This window comes from Dyadobacter sp. SG02, from assembly GCF_900109045.1.
Classification (GTDB): Bacteria; Bacteroidota; Bacteroidia; order Cytophagales; family Spirosomataceae; genus Dyadobacter.
Genome location: NZ_FNYL01000003.1, coordinates 478,175 through 498,238, shown reverse-complemented (window position 1 = coordinate 498,238; position 20,064 = coordinate 478,175). Strand labels below are relative to the sequence as shown.

18 protein-coding genes are annotated in these 20,064 nt (G+C 49.5%); 3 read left to right on the top strand and 15 right to left on the bottom strand.

The genetic code is table 11. The features are described 5' to 3' along the window. Positions 1–14: 14 nt before the first annotated feature. The 4 genes from BMW93_RS09215 to BMW93_RS09200 all read right to left on the bottom strand — a co-directional run bounded on the left by BMW93_RS09215 (position 15) and on the right by BMW93_RS09200 (position 2,868). Positions 15–569, bottom strand: coding sequence for a DUF2911 domain-containing protein (locus BMW93_RS09215; protein WP_090374917.1), 555 nt, complete (start codon positions 567–569; stop codon positions 15–17). A 189-nt stretch (positions 570–758) separates the two neighbouring features. Further along, the gene (locus tag BMW93_RS09210; RefSeq protein WP_090374916.1) at positions 759–1,019 is read right to left on the bottom strand and encodes a Txe/YoeB family addiction module toxin; all 261 of its coding nucleotides are present in this window, start codon (positions 1,017–1,019) and stop codon (positions 759–761) included. Beyond that, positions 1,016–1,216, bottom strand: coding sequence for a hypothetical protein (locus BMW93_RS09205; RefSeq protein WP_090374915.1), 201 nt, complete (start codon positions 1,214–1,216; stop codon positions 1,016–1,018). Before BMW93_RS09205 ends, BMW93_RS09210 begins: the two co-directional genes overlap by 4 nt. A 59-nt stretch (positions 1,217–1,275) precedes the next feature. Further along, positions 1,276–2,868, bottom strand: a complete 1,593-nt coding sequence (locus BMW93_RS09200) for a serine hydrolase (protein ID WP_090374914.1) — start codon at positions 2,866–2,868, stop codon at positions 1,276–1,278. A gap of 104 nt (positions 2,869–2,972) precedes the next feature. On the opposite strand from BMW93_RS09200, the gene BMW93_RS09195 reads away from it, so the two are divergent. Next, complete coding sequence (locus BMW93_RS09195) at positions 2,973–4,130, top strand: DEAD/DEAH box helicase (protein WP_090374913.1); 1,158 nt, start codon at positions 2,973–2,975, stop codon at positions 4,128–4,130. 2 nt (positions 4,131–4,132) lie between these two features. On the opposite strand, the gene BMW93_RS09190 is transcribed toward BMW93_RS09195, so the two are convergent. The 5 genes from BMW93_RS09190 to BMW93_RS09170 form a co-directional block, all read right to left on the bottom strand. Next, the gene (locus tag BMW93_RS09190; RefSeq protein ID WP_177194052.1) at positions 4,133–5,245 is read right to left on the bottom strand and encodes an exo-alpha-sialidase; all 1,113 of its coding nucleotides are present in this window, start codon (positions 5,243–5,245) and stop codon (positions 4,133–4,135) included. Between the two features lie 58 nt (positions 5,246–5,303). Further along, a complete protein-coding gene (locus tag BMW93_RS09185; protein WP_090374912.1) occupies positions 5,304–6,311 on the bottom strand; it encodes an NAD(P)H-dependent glycerol-3-phosphate dehydrogenase in 1,008 nt (335 codons plus the stop codon). Positions 6,312–6,443: 132 nt separating this feature from the next. Further along, a complete protein-coding gene (locus BMW93_RS09180) occupies positions 6,444–7,877 on the bottom strand; it encodes an efflux RND transporter periplasmic adaptor subunit (RefSeq protein ID WP_090374911.1) in 1,434 nt (477 codons plus the stop codon). A gap of 50 nt (positions 7,878–7,927) precedes the next feature. After that, entirely contained in the window at positions 7,928–9,412 is a 1,485-nt protein-coding gene (locus BMW93_RS09175) for a TolC family protein (protein WP_090374910.1), read from the bottom strand. 116 nt (positions 9,413–9,528) lie between these two features. Beyond that, the gene (locus BMW93_RS09170; protein ID WP_090374909.1) at positions 9,529–10,764 is read right to left on the bottom strand and encodes a nucleoside recognition domain-containing protein; all 1,236 of its coding nucleotides are present in this window, start codon (positions 10,762–10,764) and stop codon (positions 9,529–9,531) included. A 136-nt stretch (positions 10,765–10,900) separates the two neighbouring features. Between BMW93_RS09170 and BMW93_RS09165 the strand changes: the two genes are divergently transcribed. Continuing rightward, positions 10,901–11,380, top strand: a complete 480-nt coding sequence (locus tag BMW93_RS09165; protein ID WP_090374908.1) for a hypothetical protein — start codon at positions 10,901–10,903, stop codon at positions 11,378–11,380. A gap of 38 nt (positions 11,381–11,418) precedes the next feature. Here BMW93_RS09165 and BMW93_RS09160 read toward each other — a convergent pair whose 3' ends face one another. The 5 genes from BMW93_RS09160 to BMW93_RS09140 form a co-directional block, all read right to left on the bottom strand. Next, entirely contained in the window at positions 11,419–12,639 is a 1,221-nt protein-coding gene (locus BMW93_RS09160) for a T9SS type A sorting domain-containing protein (protein ID WP_229240300.1), read from the bottom strand. A 307-nt stretch (positions 12,640–12,946) separates the two neighbouring features. Then, positions 12,947–13,615 (bottom strand): hypothetical protein, encoded by a 669-nt coding sequence (locus tag BMW93_RS09155; RefSeq protein WP_090374907.1) that lies wholly within the window; start codon positions 13,613–13,615, stop codon positions 12,947–12,949. Positions 13,616–13,705: 90 nt separating this feature from the next. Further along, positions 13,706–14,287 carry a Crp/Fnr family transcriptional regulator gene (locus BMW93_RS09150; RefSeq protein ID WP_090374906.1) on the bottom strand — a complete coding sequence of 194 codons (582 nt, stop codon included), beginning with the start codon at positions 14,285–14,287 and terminating at the stop codon, positions 13,706–13,708. A 118-nt stretch (positions 14,288–14,405) separates the two neighbouring features. Continuing rightward, a complete protein-coding gene (locus BMW93_RS09145; protein WP_090374905.1) occupies positions 14,406–15,302 on the bottom strand; it encodes a sugar phosphate isomerase/epimerase in 897 nt (298 codons plus the stop codon). Between the two features lie 6 nt (positions 15,303–15,308). Beyond that, entirely contained in the window at positions 15,309–16,568 is a 1,260-nt protein-coding gene (locus tag BMW93_RS09140; RefSeq protein ID WP_090374904.1) for a Gfo/Idh/MocA family protein, read from the bottom strand. A gap of 255 nt (positions 16,569–16,823) precedes the next feature. Between BMW93_RS09140 and BMW93_RS09135 the strand changes: the two genes are divergently transcribed. Further along, complete coding sequence (locus tag BMW93_RS09135) at positions 16,824–18,416, top strand: Na+/H+ antiporter (RefSeq protein ID WP_090374903.1); 1,593 nt, start codon at positions 16,824–16,826, stop codon at positions 18,414–18,416. Here BMW93_RS09135 and BMW93_RS09130 read toward each other — a convergent pair. Beyond that, positions 18,413–19,939, bottom strand: coding sequence for a S8 family serine peptidase (locus tag BMW93_RS09130; RefSeq protein ID WP_090375088.1), 1,527 nt, complete (start codon positions 19,937–19,939; stop codon positions 18,413–18,415). The genes BMW93_RS09135 and BMW93_RS09130 overlap by 4 nt on opposite strands. Positions 19,940–20,064 lie beyond the last annotated feature (125 nt).

Genomic DNA, 20,064 nt, shown 5'->3' with positions numbered 1-20,064 from the left:
CCATTTCAGCGGTCTCAGAACGTCACAGGCACTTCTACGATGGTTGTTTCCCAACCGAGGTACATTTTCGCGGCTTTATCAGAAACCTTTTCAAACACGATCGAAAAGTTCTCGATCGGTGCATCTGCTTTTTTTACCGGCGCCGTCACGCGCAGCACGTCGTTGGCTTCCTTGTATTTGAAAGCACCCCAGTAATCGACATCGGTGCTTAAAATGATCGTCCATTCCTTCTCATTCGGGATCGCGAACAGCGAGTAGGTACCAGCTTTCACTTTTTTACCGCCGAAAGTGGCATCCTCATAAAATTTGATCTCGGTAGATTCATCCGCACCCAGGCGCCAAACCTTGCCATAAGGCTCCTTTTTCCCGAATATTTCACGGCCATTCAGAAAAGGACGGCTGTACGAAACCTTCACCAACGCCTTCTCGCCATCCTTGCGGTCATGCGCGAAGTGGTCCGGGAAATAGGCAATATCACGCGGACTCTTATCCAGCCCTCTGAATTTCTGCGCATTCGCCCCGAATGCAACTACCATCATCAAAAGGGCCAGGAAAATGTTCTTTTTCATGTTTGTGATTTTTGTTAAAGATTTGAAGGCTAATGATATGAAAAACAGCCGAGATTGTGAATCACGGCTGCGTTAAGTTTTAGGAGAATGGTATTTTCACTTTGTGATTACGTATGTGGGCAAGTCTGAGTAATGTTATTAAATTAAAGGTCAGATTTTAAGGACGAAATTTTCAAAACTAAGGCCCGCTCACTTTTTATAATGGAATCTGCATTTCAATATCCTGATCGCATCGGATGTTACCGAATATACCAAGCGGTGCTCTTCGTTTATCCTGCGGGACCAATAACCGGAAAGATCTCCCTTCAACGGCTCGGGCTTTCCGATTCCATCAAAAGGAGATCTTTTACAATCCTTTATCAATTCGTTGATCCTTTTCAGGATCTTCTTGTCTGTTTGCTGCCAATGAAGGTAGTCTTCCCACCCTTCATCGTGAAAGATTAGCTTCATTCTTCAATAAGCGCTCTTTCATGGAAATTTTTTCCACCATTTTCCAGGTCTGCGATCGCTCTGAGCAACCTTTCCCTGTTTTCTTTACTGCTCAGAAGATACTCGGTAGTATCCTGCTTTTCTTTTTTGGCTTTGTTCGCTTTGCCTTTACCAGCCATTGCCAGTTTCAGTTTGTACCAATCGATTGTTATTCTCATAGTGTGGTGTGTTTAAGCTAGTTTATACAAATATAAAAAACTGAACTGACAATCAGCATCTAAGCGATTACCTTCCCGCTCAAAACCGGCCTCGGGTCTTTCGTATTACCGATAATTGCCAGGCTTCTTTTAAACTCAACTTGCAAATTATCCCCCTCAAACTTGCATCGTACCGTCTCATAATGCGCGGTTTCGACGAAACGCCAGGTCATTTCGAAGGTCGTATCGTCGATCCAGGCTCCGTTGGCGGCGATTTTTGTTTTCTTTTCGCCCGGGACCGGGGTTAGTACCAATTTTAGCGGCAGGGTCGATAAGTCCGTCAGACCGATTTTCCAGTTACCTAAACCATTTACCACCAGGTGTTCGCCTTTGTCGTCGGTCACGCGGAACAGGCACCAGCCTTTGTCGAATTCGAAGGAGACTTTATTAATTTTTAACTCATTATCTGCCAACTTAAACGCTTTACCATTCATTTTCGCGGCGAGTTCGGAAGTCGGTTTTCCGGCTGTTAACGGCAGTGTAAGCGAGCTCAGCTTCTTTTGCATTTCGCCTTGAACACCTTTGTCGGCCGGAACGCCGGTAGCTTTTACCGTCGGCAAAATGTGGTTCCAAACGTGGTTCAGAATGGCCTGCATGTCGCCGGTTTCGCTGGTGATGGCTACGACCATGTCTTCTTTGGGCATCACAATGCAATATTGCCCGAAAGCGCCGTCGCCGCGGTATGCGCCATTGCGGCAGCGCCAGAACTGGTAGCCGTAGCCTTGCTGCCAGTCATCGTCCTCAGGCTTGCGGTTGCTGCCTTTGGACATGATATGCGAGCGTGTAGCTTCTTCTACCCAAGCAGCCGGAAGAATGCGTTTCCCATTATACTCTCCCTTTTGTAAATACAACTGCCCGAATTTGGCAATATCCTCCGTTTTCACCCGCAATCCCCACCCGCCGGTATTAATGCCTTTCGGGTCCACTTCCCAATCCACATCTTCGATCATCAAAGGCTGGAAAAGGCGCGGTTTGAGGTATTCGAGCAGAGTTTGGCCAGTTAATTTCTGAATGATCGCCGATAACATATAGGTAGCCCCGCTATTGTACACAAAGAATGTCCCCGGCTCGTGCTCGACGGGCTGGGCGAGAAACGATTTTACCCAATTATCGCTGCCCGACTCGCGCAGCTTCCCGGTTGTGTCCTTATCGTGGCCGGTCGACATGCTGAGCAGGTCGCGTACGCGCATGGCCGCGAGGTTGGTGCTCACCGTTGCAGGTTTTTCGTCCGGGAAAAAGGAAACGATTTTGTCATCCACTTTCAGCTTACCTTCCGCCACGGCGAAACCGATCGCGCTGGAAGTAAAGCTCTTACTAAGCGAATACAGTGTATGCTTCAAATCCGGGGCATAGGGTGCCCACCAGCCCTCGGCGACAACCTTTCCCTGCCGCAGAACCATCAGACTATGCAGGTTCAGCCGGTCGGTTTCCACAGCATTAGCGAAGTCCAGGATGCCTTTGGCCGACATTCCCTGCGCCTCCGGCGAGCTGCGTGGTAACTGCCCATAGCTGAGCGACGACGCCCAGGCCGAAGCCGGAATAGCGCTGATTACACCCAATTGAAGGGCTCCAAACCCTAATTTTTGAAGGAATTCCCTGCGGTTGTACGACATGATTGTATGAATGCTGGTGATCGAAAGTTTCTGACGGACGGGCGGACAAGCGGCATTTGCGCAGGTAGTTCTATCTTTGCACCGATCACAAAACTAATGACCGCATGACGGAGAACACAATTTCCTTCCAATCGCTTGGATTGTCCGAACCATTACTAAAAACCATTGCTGAACAGAATTATACTCAACCGTATCCGATTCAGCAGGCCGCAATTCCAGCCATTTTGAAGGGAAATGATGTGCTTGGCATCGCTAAAACAGGCTCCGGGAAAACGGCAAGTTTCGTCCTGCCTATTCTGGAATCATTTCAAAACAGGCCACCAGCGAAAAACCGGCACATTACCGCGTTGGTACTGGTACCTACCCGTGAGCTGGCGGTTCAGGTTGGTGTGGTTTTCCAGACCTTCGGGGAAAGGCTTCCGCGCAAAGTGAAAACCCTGGCGGTGTTTGGCGGAGTGTCCATCAATCCGCAGATGATCGCAATGCAAAATGTGGAGATATTGGTAGCCACGCCGGGACGACTGCTCGAACTAATCTCTTACAAAGCCCTCAGCTTGTCCGAAACAGGCATTCTGGTACTCGACGAGGCCGACAAGATGCTGAATATGGGTTTCGCCGACGAAATGCGGGACATTTTCTTCCTGCTTCCTAAAACGCGCCAGAGCATATTGTTCTCCGCCACTTTGGGAGATGAAGTAGATAAAATCAATAAAAACCAGCTAAAAAACCCGATCCGCATTGAAATCGAGGAGGAAGAACAGAACCTTGATCTGATCAAACAAACCGGTTACTTCGTCGATCCCGACCGAAAGGGGCCGCTACTGAGGTATCTGATCAAATCTAAGGAAATGAAACAGGTGCTGGTGTTCGTTTCAGCGACCAGAACGGCGGATAACCTCGTCGAAAAGCTGAAAAAGAACGGCGTTGACGCGATGGCCATGCACAGCAAAAAAAGCCAGGGCGCGCGCACCGAGGCTTTGAATAAGTTTAAATCCGGGAAACTGAATGTACTGGTAGCAACAGACCTGGCGTCGCGCGGAATCGACATCCAGTTTTTGCCTTTTGTAATCAATTTTGAACTGCCGCGATCACCGAAGGATTATATTCACCGCATCGGCCGGACGGGCCGTGCCGAAAATCCCGGCGAGGCGATATCCCTGATTTGCCCCGAAGACGTCCATCATTTCAAAATCATCCAAAAAAAGATGGGTAAGCATGTTGAAATGATGGAGTCCTACGATATCGAGCTGCGGGGTTACTAATACTATTTCTTCTTCGCTGCCAGGTCGACAATGTCCTTTTTGCTTCCTGTCCAGAATGCGATTTTCCGGCGGTTATAAGTGTAGGTAACCGCCACCGAATCGCCCCAGCTGATTACGGCGGGGTAGGAATATTCGTCTTCTTTTTTGCCTGTCGCAATGTCAATCTTGTCGGTCCAGTTCTGGCCGTCGTCGTACGAAAGGATCAGCGAAAGCGGTGAGCGGGAGCCCCAGTTGTGGTCGTCGGGGTTGTAGGCGAGTACCAGCGTTCCGTCTGTCAATTTTGCAAGGTCGATACCGCTGTTCGGGTTGGGCAAGGAGGTCTTTTTAATGGTCGACCAGCTTTTGCCATTGTCCTTCGAATCGCTACGCCCGATCACGCCGCCGGTCGTGCGCACAAGCATATGCACATTGCCCGGTGCCGACTCCCATAATGTAGGCTGAATCGCGCCTTTTCCTTTGATTTCCATCGTATCGATCTTGAAATACGGGCTGGCGGTCCATGTTTTGCCTTTATCCGTACTGCGGTCCACAAAAACTTCCCAGCGGTTCACTTCGTTGGAAGCGCCTGCCAGCCAGTCGCCGTTCGAAAGCTCGATCAGCTTGTCTTTCACCGGGCCGCGGCCGCCTTTGTCCCCCTTCACGAGCTCATAGGCCTCCGACCACGTTGCGCCATTGTCCGAAGAAGTTTTCACCCACGTTTCCCATTGGGCAATCTCCTTCCCTACTTTGAAATACAATATCACTTTACCATCGGCAGTTTTCTGCAAAACCGGGTTCCAGTGTGCATCCTCGCGGATCTTAGCTACTTCTATCGGTTCGCTCCAATGGCCGGGACGTCCTTTTGAAAGCCAGATACCTACATCCGGGTTCTTTTCCTCCGTACCGCCAAACCATGCTATCAGAAACTGTCCGTCATCCAGCCGCACGAGCGTGGACGCGTGACATTGCGGGAACGGGCGCTGATCGCCGAAGACAAATTCCTTTTCATTCGCGAGCGAATCCAGTTTCTTGTCCTCTGCCGTTTCCGTCTGTTTCGAGCCGCAGGATGTCATCACAAGTGAGCCCAGTAGCAAGGTAGCCGCGAGCCACCTGGATTGCTTTTTGTATTGTAGCATGGATTAAATGATAGGTTGAACGTTTTGCAGAATACCCGCACGAACAGAAAAGAGGCTATTATTTGAGCAACTTCTTCAATTCGTTCATCACCGCCGCAGGTGTATGCTCTTCATAGAGAATGCTGTAAACCGCGTTGGTAATGGGCAAATTAACGTGATAAGTCTTATTGAGCTCGTGAATACTCCTTGTTGCGTAGTAACCTTCCGCGATCATCTTCATTTCCAGCTGCGCAGCCTTCACGCTGTATCCTCGACCAATCATATTTCCGAACAACCGGTTACGACTGAACTGCGAATAGGCCGTTACGAGCAAATCGCCGAGGTATGCGGAAGAACTCAGATTCCGTTCGCGGGGGTCGAGGGCCGTTACCAGGCTCCCGATTTCCTGCATCGCATTGGATACGAGTACCGCCTGGAAATTGTCTCCATACCCGAGCCCGTGCGTAATCCCGCACGCGAGCGCGACGATGTTTTTCATCACCGCGGCATACTCGACGCCGTAAAGGTCGTCCAGCGCATTGGCCGTCACGTAGCGGCAGGTCATCAGCTCCGCAAAATCCTCGGCGGCGGGACATTCAGTTGAAGCGATGGTAAGGTAGGATTGCTTTTCCAAAGCGACTTCTTCTGCGTGGCACGGACCGGCTATTACGCAGGTATCTTTCATTTCAATGCCAAAAGCGTCGGCGGCCCAATCGGTAACAAGGGCATTCTGGCCCGGTACCATTCCTTTAATGGCCGATACAATGCGTTTGCCCTGCAAATGCTTCGCCGATAAATGCTGTAATGATTCCTGGATGAATGCGGCAGGAACGGCGAGAATGATGTAATCCGCCCCTTTTACGGCATCGGTCGTTTTCTCAAAGACCTTTACTTTCTTCGGTGAAAGGACCACATCGCTGAGGTAGCTCGGGTTGTGGTTGAACTTCCGGATATGGTCGATGTCCTTCTGGTTCCGGAGCCACCAGCGGATCTGTACGTGATTTTGTTCGCAAAGGATCTTGATCAGGGCGGTCGCCCAGCTTCCTCCGCCTATCACGGCAATTTTGGTATTATTTAAAAAACTCATCCGGCGGAAATGTCAGAATTTGGCTGAAATATGGGCCAAAATAGCTGAAAATAAAAAATCCTTGCAGCAAAGCCGCAAGGATTTTCCTTTTTAACCTAAACTAAATCGAACTTATTACTTTTTTACAACGCATCAGTTCGGGTTTTCATTTGATTTTTTTCCATCTTTTTTCGGATCTTCCTTCTTTTTCTCGACGAGGTCACCGTTATTCAGGTTTTTGGATACAGCAATGTATGGCCCGGAGATAATCTTGTCGCCTGCTTTGAGGCCCGAAAGGATTTCGATGTTCTCGAAGTCACTGATACCCGTCTTCACTTCCTTCATTTCCGCCTTGCCATTTACATCAACAAATACCACTTCTTTAATCACTTCCTGCTTCTTCGGCTTCTTCTCGTCTTCTTCCGCTGGCTGTGCATTATTATTCGAGCCGTCGCCAGAGCCCGGGATCACCTGCTGGGTTCCTCCACGCGTGGTAACCGCCGCGATAGGCACCGATACCACGCCATTCTTACGCTCCGTAATGATTTCTACCGATGCTGTCATACCCGGTTTGAATGGGTAAGATTTTTTCGAACGTGCGGTCATCAGGTCCTTGAACGACTCGTTCAATATCTTCACTTTCACCTGAAACTCCGTCACAGCGTCCGCGGAAGTGCTCGCAACGGAACTGGACGATGAGGAAAGTGACGCAAGTCCCGCAGCCGTATTCGCGATTTCTTTCACAACACCCTTGAACTTACGCCCCGACGAGCTGTAAGCATCCACATCGATTTCCGCGGTATCGCCGATCGACACCCGAACGATATCGTTTTCATTCACATTCACACGGACTTCCATATCAGCCAGGTTCGCAATGCGCATCATTTCGGTACCGGCCATTTGCGACGTACCTACCACGCGCTCGCCGGCTTCTACGTTCAGCAGCGATACAATCCCGCTTACCGGCGCGAAAATGCTGGTTTTACGCAGGTTTTCCGCAGCATCCCGCATACTCGCTTCCGCGCTCTTGATATTGAAAAGCGCCGCCGCTACATTCGCTTTCGATGATTCCACATCCTGCTGGGCCACGCCATAACTTGACGCGAAGCCTTCGAAGTCTGCGGATGAAATCACTTTGTCGGCAAAAAGCTTCTTATTACGGTCGTAATTGGCCTTCGCCTGCACGAGCCTTGCCTCCGCCTGGGCTACCAATGCTTTGGTTTGCTCATAATTGGCCTTGCTTGAATTGACGGCAGCCTGTGCGCGCGCCATCAGTGATTCGTAGTTATCGGGGCGGATTTTCAGCAGCAGCTGTCCTTTTACCACCGAATCTCCCTCGGCTACATTCAATGCGATGATCTCACCGGACACGTCCGGGCTGAGCTTCACTTCCACTTCCGGCTGCACTTTTCCCGACGCACTTACCCGTTCGATGATATCCGATTTTTTGACGGTCGTGTATTCTACCTCAGTAGTCTTGGGTTTGCCGATGTAGCCAGCCTGTTTGGCCCCAAACAACCCGGCGATGAGTACCACCACGACACCTCCCGTTATCCACCAGATCTGTTTCGAAGATTTACGTGCCATATTTTTTTGATTACGATTTTAAAGAATAGGTTGCTGATAGTACGGGAATTCTAGAAATCAGAGAGCGGACGGTTCATATAGAAATCCAGGATTTTAGTCCTGAAAACGTAGTCGTATTTGGTCTGAACGAGATTACCATTCGCTCTGTCGAGGTTGGCTTTGGCAATATTGTACTCCACCGAGTTGATCGCGCCCACGTCGAAGCGTACCTGCGCCACGCGGAAAGTTTCCTGCAATGCACGCACCTGGTTGACGGTTGCGGAGTAACGCTTGGCCGCATTCGTCATATCGATATAGGCCTGTTCCACATTCTTGCGGATCGTCAATTGCACCTGCTGGGCCTGGTATTCGTAAGTTTTTTGCTGCAATTTGGCATTCGCGACATTGTATTTCGTCCTAAAATTGTTGAAGATCGGGATAGAAAGGTTCAGGTTGATCGCCGAGTTGCGGTTAAAGTCGAGCTGATTGAAATAGCGAAAATTCTGGATAGAGCCGTTCGGCGCGGTAACACGCTGGATGATCGGAACTTGCTTATTGTCTATCATAATGTAGTCTGTCGTTGAAGGAACATCGATCGTCGTGTTCCCTGTCCCGTCTCCCACAAACCGCTGCTTGGGCGCCGCGCTCGAATAGGCCGTATAAACACCGCCATTCAAAGTCAACGTAGGCATTCCGGCCCCTTTCGCCAGATCCACATTGATTTTCGATGCTTCGATCCGCATATTGGCGGCTTTCATTTGCGGCAGATTGTTCAATGCGGTCTCGAAGATTTCCTGAATCGAAGCGTCATATGCCTGCATTGTCGGGTCTTTCACGGCAATTTTCACCACATTGATTACCTCGCTGCCCGGCATATTCATGTATTGTTTCAAATTCAACTTGGCTGTTTCGAGATTGTTCTGGGCATTTACCAGTGAAAGCTCGTCGTTGGCCAGCTGCGATTTCAGGTCGAAAAGATTGCTTTCAGCGAGCGTACCTGCTTCCACCAGTTTAGCCGTACGATCTACCTGCAATTGCGAGGCATCTACCTGCCGCTGTGCTACCATGATCAGCTCCTCGTTGGTCACTACCTGCAAATAGGACAATGCTACATTGAGCATGATATCGTTGCGGGTCGCTTCCAGGTCTTTGGCGCTCGCCTGGTAGTTGGCATTATTGAATTTGATATTGTTACTGATTTGAAAACCGCTGAAAAGGGTCACTTGTCCGCCGAGCTGGTAGTTGTTGGAACTCACATTCTGCTGAACGAACTGGTTGGTAAACGGATCGATGTTACGACCGGAACGGAAACCCTGGCTGGCGCTGAAACTGATACTCGGCCACCGCTGCCATTTCGACTGCTCGTAGGTGTTCCCGTTGGTTTGCACCGTAATTTCCGATTGCTTGACCTGCGGGTTGGTTTCCAGGGCGATCCGGATGCAATCTTCCAGCGAATAGGTATTGGCCGGCTGACTCACATTTTGCTGCGCCTGAGACACTGTCATTCCACCAAACAATGCCAAAACCAGTGCGGAATAGCGTAAAGAATGAAACATAAGCGGTTTAGAGTTAGATGATCAATATTAGTGCTTACCTCAAAATGCGACCATCCATTTGGTACGGACGGTTGCATTTCCGTGGTAAAGGGCGATTTATCCCGGGTACTCCGGGATCAGTGAAAAAACAGATAACCGAGCCATATTCCGGCTACGACTCCTATCAAATCGGCGATCAGGCCCGCCACGATAGCGTATCTGGTGTTCTTGATCCCGACAGACCCGAAGTAAAGCGCGACAATATATAATGTGGTATCGGCCGATCCCTGAAAAATACAGACAAGCCTTCCCACGAAGGAATCCGGACCGAATTGCTTCATAGCGTCGATCATCAGTGCACGTGCGCCGCTGCCGCTGAGGGGCTTCATGAGCGCTACCGGTAATGCGTCGGTAAAGTCGGTATTCATGCCTGTCGAGGCAAATACCCATTTCAAACCATCAATCAGGTAATCCATCGCGCCGCAGCTACGGAATGCGCTGATAGCTACCAGCAAGCCCACCAGATAAGGAATGATCGTCACCGAAGTGGTGAACCCGCCTTTGGCACCTTCGATGAATGCTTCGAATACATTGACCTTCTTAAACATCCCCCAGCCGAGAAAGCCCGCCACGACAAAAAGCAGCACCGAGTTACCGGCCAGGATCGAGATTGTTTCGATCTGTTCTTTCGGCAAGCCAGATAAGTACCACAATATCAATGCGATCATCGCCGTCACACTACCAAGCCCGAGCATTACCGTCCGGTTAAACAGATTAATCTTCTGCCAGGTTGCCGTGATGAGCATGCTCACGACCGTGGTCACGTACGTACCTACCACGCACGGAATAAACACGTCGGAAGGGCTTTCGGCGCCCAGGATCGCGCGCTGTGCGATGATCGACAGCGGTATGATCTGCAAGCCGGACGTATGCAGTACGAGAAACATAATCTGCGCATTCGACGCGGTATCCTTGCTCGGGTTCAGTTCTTGCAGGCTTTGCATGGCCTTCAACCCAAAGGGTGTGGCCGCATTATCGAGACCCAGGAAATTCGCGGAGAAGTTCATGATCATCTGGCCGTTTGCCGGGTGGTCTTTGGGAACTTCGGGGAAAAGTTTGTTGAAAAACGGCCCTATAAACCGCGCTATGACGTGGATAATGCCTGCTTTTTCACCCACATTGAGAATACCCAGGAAGAATGTCATTACGCCTGTCAACGGCAAAGCGATGTCCATTACGGCCGTCTCGGCCATTTTTAGCATCCCTTCCGTAATAGCTTTAAAGGTCTGGACATCACCCGTAAAAATGAATTGCAGGAATGCAATCAGAAAGGCGATGACGAAAAAGGAAACGAAAATATAGTTTAAAGCCATGTCAGGTTACGGGGTGCGAAAGGCGGGATTAGTAATGATTTGTTTATAATGCATTGAGTAAAATATTTCTTTTAATGCAAATAACAAAAGTATATTGCAAACAGGTAGACCTATCAACAAACCTTAACGATTTTCCATGAAGCATTACAGCTTTTTACTCCTTTTGGCACTATTGTGCTGCAACAAACCCAAAAACAACAACGAAGACACAGCCTCAAACAGCGGGGAGCCAGGCAAAGCCATCAACGATACCATCCCGCTTACCCGCGAAAAAGTAGAAAACAGCCCCGTCGCGAGTTACAGCGAAAAGGTGAAAGACGAGCTGAACGACTGGCGGCTGGCGGTGGATGTTTACGAGACGAAACAGACCTTCAAATTTCTCATGAAGATCGAATACATGGTCCAGGAAGCGGAAGACACGCTGACCATTCCCAACTTCGGCATCATGCCCAAAGTAGAAATCCGCAAAGGCCCCGAGAAGGAATCCTGCATCGTAGGCTTTCTGGACAAGCAGGGGGAATTTAAGGAGTACAAACTGATCGCATTGAAGGAGAAGCAATTGAAGATATCGACTTTGAAGTATTATGGAAGGGCCCGGTACAAGGTGAGTAAGTGAGGAACGGTGGGTAATGAGGGTATAGACAAGCGACAGGTTTATTCCAGGACCAAGCGCACATTATCAGTACCGCCATCCCGGCTAATGAGTCTTAAATAATACGTACCTCTTGGCAAATCGGCCACAGGTATGCTGATCGTTTTCTCCTGGGCAAACGAATTACTTTCATAGTGATCTGCTCCTTGAACCGATCTGACTTCTTTTCCGGCAACTTCGCTGAATAGTTTAATGACTTGCGGAAGCGCTTCTCTGGCAACGCCATCAAACTGAATTTTCACCTGATCTTTCGCCGGGTTAGGAAATACCTTATAGATCGGCGTTCCTTTCGCACAGTTATCCACACAAATCGTAATGCCTTTCTGAACCGAACCGAAACAGTTGCTAACGGTAATGTCTATGCCATAGCAGCTATTGACGTAGGAATTGAAATAGGCTGTCCCACCATTGGAATTCAGAATCGTATTCCCCGGATCGCTGCAGGTCCATATCCCGAACTGCGTTCCCGGCTCGGCCGTGTAAGCATTCAGCATCACACCAGCGCCGTTGCACATGAAATCCGGCGAGCCGCCGCCGTTGGCGGTTACCAGTAATGAAGCGGGTAGCGGGGCACTTCTTTTGACGTTGATTGGATTGCTGAATGCCGATGTGACACCGCAGACAGACGACGTGGCCGAAACTTTCACAGTACCGTCCGAAACACCGGTTATCTGCGCGGAGTTGGTATTTCCGGGAGAATTAGCGACGATACCGCCAGTGGCTACCCAGTTGTAACTTGTTGCATTGCTGGCCGTTGCGGTAATTGTTTTAGGGTTGCAAAGCAAAAAATCGGGTGAATTGATGACTGGTTTGGCAGGAACTAGTCTTGTGATAGTCAACTGCGAAGAAGTTGTCAGACCAGGCACATCATTTCTGGAAGTCGTAACTTTGATCACACCACCCGAACCTGCATTAGGCGTAAGCGTTACGATATTTCCGCTTCCAGAAATCGACCATCCTGCCGGATAAGTCCACACGTAGTTTGTTGCATTCGTTACGGGATCTACCGAGACATTGATCGGCGCAGTACCACAATTGACTTGATAGCTGCCGCTTTGCGCAACGCCATTTATTTTGATATTGCCGGGCGTACCCAGGTAGCGGATAGGGATGGTTTTTGTTTGGGTTAGGCCGACAGGGCATTGTGAGCATTCAGGTATGCCACCATTTGGCTTGTCGGACGTCACTTTGATTGTTCCATTGCCGTTAACGTTATTCCACAAGACCTTGATTTGTATATTTGAGTTTGCTTCAAGTATGGATGGGGTTGCAGGGGGGATTCCAACAATGAGGCCATTGGTAACCTCCCATTTAAACTTGCAATCTTTACCGTCTTGACATTTTGCAAACGAGGTCATTGCAACGGAATAGGTGTGTTCAGTATTATTTGGAAGCGCATACGAACACGTGTTATTTGGAAGCCCGCAATTGATCGCTACCGATTGCCCTTTTGCCGTTATTGATAATCCAATCTGACAAAATACAAATGCGATACAAAGACTTAGGTTCATAGTCTTCATAGTGTTGTATTTAAAAATGAAAAGTAAAATTTAGCTTACTAATGGGACTCAATGCGAATCCGAAACGATGGCTTTTTGATGTGACTTCTCCATCCAAACTTTTGCCCTCGGACCAGCGATGATGGATGTAAAGGTTGCTTTCTAGCGAAGCCGACAAGCGCTTGGAGATTTGATACTTATACCCACAAAACGGAGCAACAGCCACTGCCAGACTGGACGAAGGGAGAATTCCAGTGGTATTTTTATAGTTGTTGTACCAGTCGATTTCCGTATCTACTCCATGAAAGAATTGGCCTACCCGAAGGTTTCTCCTCCATTCATATCCGATGCCGAATGAGGTTGAAAAACTCTGCATTTCACTGCGACTGTCAAAAGTCTCTGAATAACCCGAATCGGAATTCATTTTTGAAGCGCCTTTGTCTGCAAACCAGCCTAATGTATTAATGGTCGCGCGGAAAGCTCCTTGCCTCCTTTTAGGTGCATACCTAAGAGTCATATGAGCTTGGCTGGCCGCTATCATACGAAATACATCCAAACTAACATCCCACTTATAATCCGTACTGGAGTGATTATTGAAAATCCCTTCCGGAGGCTTCTTTTGCTCCTGGCAATGAGCACTTTGCATTGAAATAACAAGCCCGAAAAGGGCCAAGGCAAGTAGGTAGCATGTTCTCTTCATATTATTTATATTTTTTGTACAAATAAACTGAGAACCTACCACACCCATTCTGGGAAAAGGAAGGATCGGACCTACAAAAAGGAAGGAAATTCAGCGCCTGGCCCGGAGCTTGCTCACGTAGTTTTCGGAGATGCCGAGGTAGGATGCAATGTACTTCTGCGGCACGCGGTTGAAGAGCTCGCGCGAGCGTGCGCGGAATGATTCCAGCTTCTCGGAGGCGGAAAGCGTACGCATATCGCGGAGCAGGTCCTGATGGGTGAGTAAAAGGCGTTCGGCGATGATACGGCCGATGCAGCAGGCTTCGGGGTGGTTGGCGTACAGTTGGTAAAGGTCGGCCCTGGAAATGTAGATGAGTACGGAGGGTTCCAGCGTTTCGACGCATTCGCGCGAGGGTGCCTGCCTGAGGAAGCTGTCGGCCGCGTGGAAGAAATCGCGCTCGCTGGCGAACCAGTCGGTGACGTCCCGGAAGTTGCCCTGGCCGTCGGCGACGAGATGATAGCCGCGGACGAGACCCGATTGCAGATACCAGAGTTTGTCGCACACTTCGCCGTCCGACAGCAGTATCCGCCCTTTCGGTACTTGTACGATTTTAAGCAATTGCTGAAACAGTATCCTGGTCTGGTCTTCGACGGGCAGGATTTCACTCAAGGAGGAAATGAATTCGAAATACATAGCATAGTGTGGTGATATAACCGCAAGTTGAAAATTTTCAATCACATTTCTATACTACAAACAGGGCACAAAAAAAGCCCGGAAAACCGGGCCCTATTCGAATTTGTAAGAAGTGTAATTATGCGTTGAAAACGAGGTCCATCTTCTCACGGATAGTCAATAAACGTTTGCGATCGCCGCCCGAAACTTCCGCGGAAGCCCAGCCTGAATAGCCGACCTTCTGCAACGCCTTGTTTACTTCGGCCCAGTTGCAATCGCCTTCCATAAACTCGACGTCGAAGCCTTTCCACAGGCCGAGGTCATTCTGTTTTTTAAAGCTGAATTCTTTCAAATGGAGCTTTAAAATACGTTTGTTCAATGCTTCGATCCAGGAAACCGGCCAGCTGTAACGTAGTACATTCCCTACATCCAGGTACCAGCCAACCATGGGATTCTTAAAGTCATCCACAAATTTTGCCGCTTCCAGCGGACTCAGCAGAAACTGGTTCCAAACGTTTTCGATGGCTATTTTGACGCCCGTTTTTTCCGCTATGGGAAGTAACTTACGGATCTCTGCCTGAGAACGTTCATATGCTTCACCATAGGTTACATTCGCGTTCACTACCCCTGGCACTACGAGTACGGTGCTGCCACCATATTCTTTGGTATCCCACAATGCTTTTTCAATTGATTTGACGCATTCTTCCCGCTTCTTCGGATCAGGATCAGACAATGGCAGTTTCCAATGCATTGAATTCACGGTACCCGGAATCAGCAAACCAGTTTTGTCTCTGGCCGCAAGGACCTCTTTCATATCCAGTTTGTCGGGAGAATCGAGCTCAACACCATCGTAACCCAGATCTTTCAGTAACTTAAATTTATCCATTACGGATAAATCTTCTTTTACCATCCCCCACATCAAGCTCTTTTTCACCATCGGACGTGGTGCAGCTGCTTCTGCTGCAAGAGCAGAAGAGCCCACCGCCACGGCAGTTGCTGCCATGGCGGTGTTTTTCAGGAAATCTCTTCTTTGCATAAAGTATCAGGAGAATGCAGTGATACCTGGTTTCGCCACCTCTACAACCGGTGGTTTCATGTCGAAGCTGTAAGTATCAGGTCCCAGCTTCTCGGTAGAGTTCAACGCCTCGTTCCAGGTGATGCGCTTGCCGGTGTAGGCAGCCATTCTACCCATGATGGCGGTCAATGTGCTGTGCGCCATGAATTCACCGTCGTTGATCAGCTTACCGCTACGGATAGACGCAAACAGTTCGTTGTGCTCTGTCTGGTACATGTCGTTTTGTACGCCGTCGTATTTCCATGGGTTGGCACCGGTAATTTCGTGTACGTTACGTGCACAGTTCACCATCGCGCTTCCTTTGGTACCGAGTGTTTGTACGAGGTAGCTATTTTCGCAGTTAGCCTGCTGACGTGAGTGGTGGAAGCCTTTCACGCCATTGTCGTAATCGTAAACAACCGAGAAGTGGTCGAAAATATTACCGAACAATGAGTCGGTACGAACCTGGCGACCGCCTGTACCAACCACCGAAACCGGCAATTTACCGCCCATGGCCCACGCCATCATGTCGATGCTGTGTACCGCCTGCTCCACGATATGGTCGCCGGCGAGCCAGGTGTAGTACGTCCAGTTACGCAATACATATTCGGCGTCTGTCCAGCCGGAAACGCGTGGGAACGACCATAGCGTACCGGTATCGTAAGTGTTATAGATAGCCGTAATGTCGCCTACCGCGCCATCGAGGATACGTGCGAAGCTCGCACGTTTCGGCTCGTGGTAACGCCAGCAGAAGCCCGACATCAGGGATACATTCTTTTGTTTTGCCAGCTTCGCCGCGTCGAGTACCTTGCGTACACCGGGAGCGTCAACCGCTACCGGTTTTTCGCAGAATACGTGTTTGCCTGCATTGATAGCGGCAGTGAGGTGCTCGGGACGGAAATGAGGAGGCGTAGCAAGCAGTACTACATCCACACCCGAATCCAGCACTTTTTTGAAAGCGTCGAAACCAATGAACTTACGTCCTTCGTCCACTTTCACTTTCGGTCCGTGCACTTTGGTAAGGTTTTCAAGCGACGCGTCCATTTTGTCCTTGAAAATGTCACCCATAGCCCAAAGCACCACGTTAGGGTCGGCTTTGAGGGCCTGGTTGGCTGCACCAGAGCCGCGTCCACCGCAACCGATCAAACCTATTTTGAGGGTATCGGCATTTACGCCTGCAAAAGCGCGGTTGGGGTTCAGAATCGCGAAGGTCGGCAATGTGCTACCTGCCAATGCAACTCCCGCCATTTTCAAAACATCTCTCCGAGAAGTACTCATTGTCAATTAAGGATTAGGTGATGGAATGACTGATTTTATTGAATTTTCTGTTGATAACGCCGGTGATCCAGGATCTTGAAGCATTAAAGTTAACGCAAAACCACAATATTTTCTGCTAATATAAACCAAAATTTCCATTTGCGTGCTCGACCACACACAAAACTTAATATATGTTAATTTTACAATTTATATTCTTTTATACCTTCGAAGGTCGATTCACTGATTATGATTCTTGAGAACTTACTGCTGATCATTTCGCTCCTTTTCGTGGTTTCCATGCTCACGATGCTGAGCGAAAAAATAGGTATATCCTACCCTATCTTCCTCGTCATAGCGGGCCTGCTGATCAGTTTCATTCCCGGCATACCGCATTTCCAGCTGGAACCCGACCTGGTGTTCCTGATCTTCCTGCCTCCACTCCTTTATGAGGCTGCCTGGAACACGTCCTGGAAAGATTTCTGGGCGTCCCGGCGGGCTATCGGTTTGTTGTCGGTAGGTTTGGTCGTGTTCACGGCCACGGCAGTTGCCTACATTTCGCACGCATTGATTCCCGGGTTTACGTTGGCCATGGGCTTCGTGCTGGGCGGTATTATTTCGCCTCCCGACGCCGTGGCGGCTACGTCGGTTTTACACGGAATTAAAGTTCCGAAACGCGTAGTCACGATCCTTGAAGGTGAAAGTCTTGTAAATGACGCCTCTTCACTGATCGTTTTCCGCGTGGCGCTCACGACGATCGAAACCGGGAATTTCGTACTCTGGAAAGCAGGGGCGGATTTCCTTATGGTGGCGGCAATGGGCGTCGTCATCGGGCTCGCCATCGCGCATGTTCTGTACGTGGTGCACCGTTTTTTCCCGACCACACCGAGCGTCGACACCGCGCTGACATTCATTTCACCTTACCTGATGTATATTACCGCCGAGCACTTCCATTATTCGGGTGTGCTTGCAGTGGTGAGCGGCGGGTTGTTTCTGAGCTTCCGGGCGCATGAACTTTTCAGCTACCAGTCCCGGATGCAGGGAAACTACGTCTGGCAAACGGTCGTATTTCTCCTCAACGGCATCGTTTTCATCCTCATCGGGTTGCAATTGCCCGCGGTAGTAAAGGGCCTGAACGACTACACCGTGACCGAACTGGTCACCTACGCGGTCATCATCAGCCTTGTCACGATCGTGATACGCATCATTTGGGTTTTCCCCGGGACATACTTTCCCCGGTTGTTCAAATCGGTGCGCAAAAAAGAAGCGAATCCGACCTGGCAATCCGTCTTCATTGTAGGTTGGGCGGGAATGCGTGGCGTAGTATCGCTGGCATCGGCGCTATCCATTCCCCTGCTGGTCAACAAGCAACCTTTCCCCCATCGTGACCTTTTCCTCTTCATCACATTTGTCGTGATCCTTTTTACCCTGGTATTTCACGGTTTGAGTTTACCTTACTTAATCAAATGGCTTAAAATCGACGACGAGGGGGAAAATCTGGAAGAAGAGAACGCCATCATCAATTCAAGGCTTGCGGCGGTAAGCCTGGATTATATGAAATCCAATTATGACGGTGAAATACAGGATTTCGAGCCGTTCCGCCTGTTAAAGGAGCGGTATGAAAAGATTATCGAAATGGCGGACTACAAATTGCTGCGCTCCGAAAACAAGGAGTCGATCGGCCACGTGCGCAAATACCGTGCAATGCTTTTGGAAATCATTGCCGTCAAAAGAGAGGAAATTGTAAAATTAAGAAGTGAAAAAGTCTGCTCCGACGAGCTGATCCGGACCAAAGAAAACGAGCTGGATCTCGAAGAAGCAAGACTCCGCAAGTCACGCTAATCCCATTCCACTTCCACTACATAATCCCGAAGGTCGATGGTCGTGAATCTTTCGTTATTCTGGCGTTTGAGCGAGACTTTGCCGTTTTGCACTTTCGCTACCTGTTGGGCGATCACGTCCTTCTCGCTTTTTTTACGATAAATAGCCACAATTGAATCCTGGCTGGTCACTTCTACTTCGCAAGTGCGGCCTTTGGCGGTAACGAGTTTGGAGTTGTTAGGCAAATACGGCGCTTTCGCGAGTGCGAGCGCGCGGGAAGCCTGCGGCACCCCGTAACCTACATAGTTATTGCCGTAAGGATACAAATGCGACGATTTCTCGATCAGCGAGATCAGTTCTTTGTTCGAAAGTTGCGGATTGGCTTGCAGCAGGCAGGCCGCGAAACCGGTAATCACCGGAGCGGAAAGCGACGTTCCGTACAATGAAAAGCACGAAACATTCGGCTTCACATAGGACAGAAACTCCGGCCCGACGCTGCTGTAACCAATGCGGTTCCAGAGTTTGCCGTTGGTAGCGCCTACCGAAAGCACGCCCTTCGCATCCGCAGGGGCCGAAACGATCCCCCAGCTTTTATCGTCGCCTTCGTTACCGGCGGAAACGATAATCATAATGCCTTTTTTATCAGAAGCGATTTGTGCCGCCTTGCTGATAGCGCTTGTTTTACCGTCCATTTGCGATGGCTGATAGTTTTCTTTCGGGTCCGAGAAACCTTTGGCATAACCCAAAGAAGTATTGATCAAACGCACGCCGAGGCTGTCCATCCATTCCATCGCCGCGATCCAGTTATCCTCTTCCCCGCGGTACTCGCGCATGGAATAGTCGGTGCGGGCGAGGTAGAACTTCGCATTGGTAGCCATCCCATACTGCACCTGGTCCTGGTAATCGATGCCTGAAATGGCTGCGAGCACTTCGGTACCGTGCATATCGGAGAATGACTCGGCGGTGCTGAACAGCAAATCGCCCGGACGGCCCGGTTTGACATAATCCCGTATCCCCAATATTCTTTTATTGGAAAAAACCTGTGAAAGCGAAAGCGAGGAATCCGCGCCGTAAAAACCGGCATCGATCACCCCGATCGTCACATCTTTCGCCGTGATATTTTCTTTCAAAAATGCATTAGCCTGTACTTGCGACATCACCGGCGCCATTTGCGCCTTTTCGGTCGGCTGCGTGCGCGCGATGTAGAAACCAGGATCGATCATGACTACATCCGCTACGAAATCGAGTTCCCTGACTTTCATCGCCTGCTCGCTCGTGAGGTTGGCCGAAACCGCATTCAGCCATTTGGAGCGGTTGATGATATTGACAGACTGCCCACGTAATGCTGTTTCATATTCTTTTTTAACCGGCAAATCGGTTTCATCCGAAAGTACCAGGCCTAGTTTCTGCCGGTTTTCCAAGGTCAGGGCCGACACTGCGGGGGTTGCAGTCAGGTCTTTGTTTTTCAGAAAAATCCAATATTTCGGGCTTGCTGACAACACCAACGGCACACATACGAACGCAAGCAAAAGCAGTCTTCTCATCAACGGCATTAGTTAGGTATTCTTAATCAATTTGGTATAATAACACTTTCAAAACTGCATTTGCACGGCCTTAGGCCATTTCGTACAACGGCGGATGTTTAGAATTTTTGAACAAGATAAACGTA

What these genes read in the sequence shown, in the direction of transcription:
- BMW93_RS09215 (WP_090374917.1), bottom strand. Translation starts at nt 569, where the DNA reads ATGAAAAAGAACATTTTCCTGGCCCTTTTGATGATGGTAGTTGCATTC.
- BMW93_RS09210 (WP_090374916.1), bottom strand. Translation starts at nt 1,019, where the DNA reads ATGAAGCTAATCTTTCACGATGAAGGGTGGGAAGACTACCTTCATTGG.
- BMW93_RS09205 (WP_090374915.1), bottom strand. Translation starts at nt 1,216, where the DNA reads ATGAGAATAACAATCGATTGGTACAAACTGAAACTGGCAATGGCTGGT.
- BMW93_RS09200 (WP_090374914.1), bottom strand. Translation starts at nt 2,868, where the DNA reads ATGTCGTACAACCGCAGGGAATTCCTTCAAAAATTAGGGTTTGGAGCC.
- BMW93_RS09195 (WP_090374913.1), top strand. Translation starts at nt 2,973, where the DNA reads ATGACGGAGAACACAATTTCCTTCCAATCGCTTGGATTGTCCGAACCA.
- BMW93_RS09190 (WP_177194052.1), bottom strand. Translation starts at nt 5,245, where the DNA reads ATGCTACAATACAAAAAGCAATCCAGGTGGCTCGCGGCTACCTTGCTA.
- BMW93_RS09185 (WP_090374912.1), bottom strand. Translation starts at nt 6,311, where the DNA reads ATGAGTTTTTTAAATAATACCAAAATTGCCGTGATAGGCGGAGGAAGC.
- BMW93_RS09180 (WP_090374911.1), bottom strand. Translation starts at nt 7,877, where the DNA reads ATGGCACGTAAATCTTCGAAACAGATCTGGTGGATAACGGGAGGTGTC.
- BMW93_RS09175 (WP_090374910.1), bottom strand. Translation starts at nt 9,412, where the DNA reads ATGTTTCATTCTTTACGCTATTCCGCACTGGTTTTGGCATTGTTTGGT.
- BMW93_RS09170 (WP_090374909.1), bottom strand. Translation starts at nt 10,764, where the DNA reads ATGGCTTTAAACTATATTTTCGTTTCCTTTTTCGTCATCGCCTTTCTG.
- BMW93_RS09165 (WP_090374908.1), top strand. Translation starts at nt 10,901, where the DNA reads ATGAAGCATTACAGCTTTTTACTCCTTTTGGCACTATTGTGCTGCAAC.
- BMW93_RS09155 (WP_090374907.1), bottom strand. Translation starts at nt 13,615, where the DNA reads ATGAAGAGAACATGCTACCTACTTGCCTTGGCCCTTTTCGGGCTTGTT.
- BMW93_RS09150 (WP_090374906.1), bottom strand. Translation starts at nt 14,287, where the DNA reads ATGTATTTCGAATTCATTTCCTCCTTGAGTGAAATCCTGCCCGTCGAA.
- BMW93_RS09145 (WP_090374905.1), bottom strand. Translation starts at nt 15,302, where the DNA reads ATGCAAAGAAGAGATTTCCTGAAAAACACCGCCATGGCAGCAACTGCC.
- BMW93_RS09140 (WP_090374904.1), bottom strand. Translation starts at nt 16,568, where the DNA reads ATGGCGGGAGTTGCATTGGCAGGTAGCACATTGCCGACCTTCGCGATT.
- BMW93_RS09135 (WP_090374903.1), top strand. Translation starts at nt 16,824, where the DNA reads ATGATTCTTGAGAACTTACTGCTGATCATTTCGCTCCTTTTCGTGGTT.
- BMW93_RS09130 (WP_090375088.1), bottom strand. Translation starts at nt 19,939, where the DNA reads ATGAGAAGACTGCTTTTGCTTGCGTTCGTATGTGTGCCGTTGGTGTTG.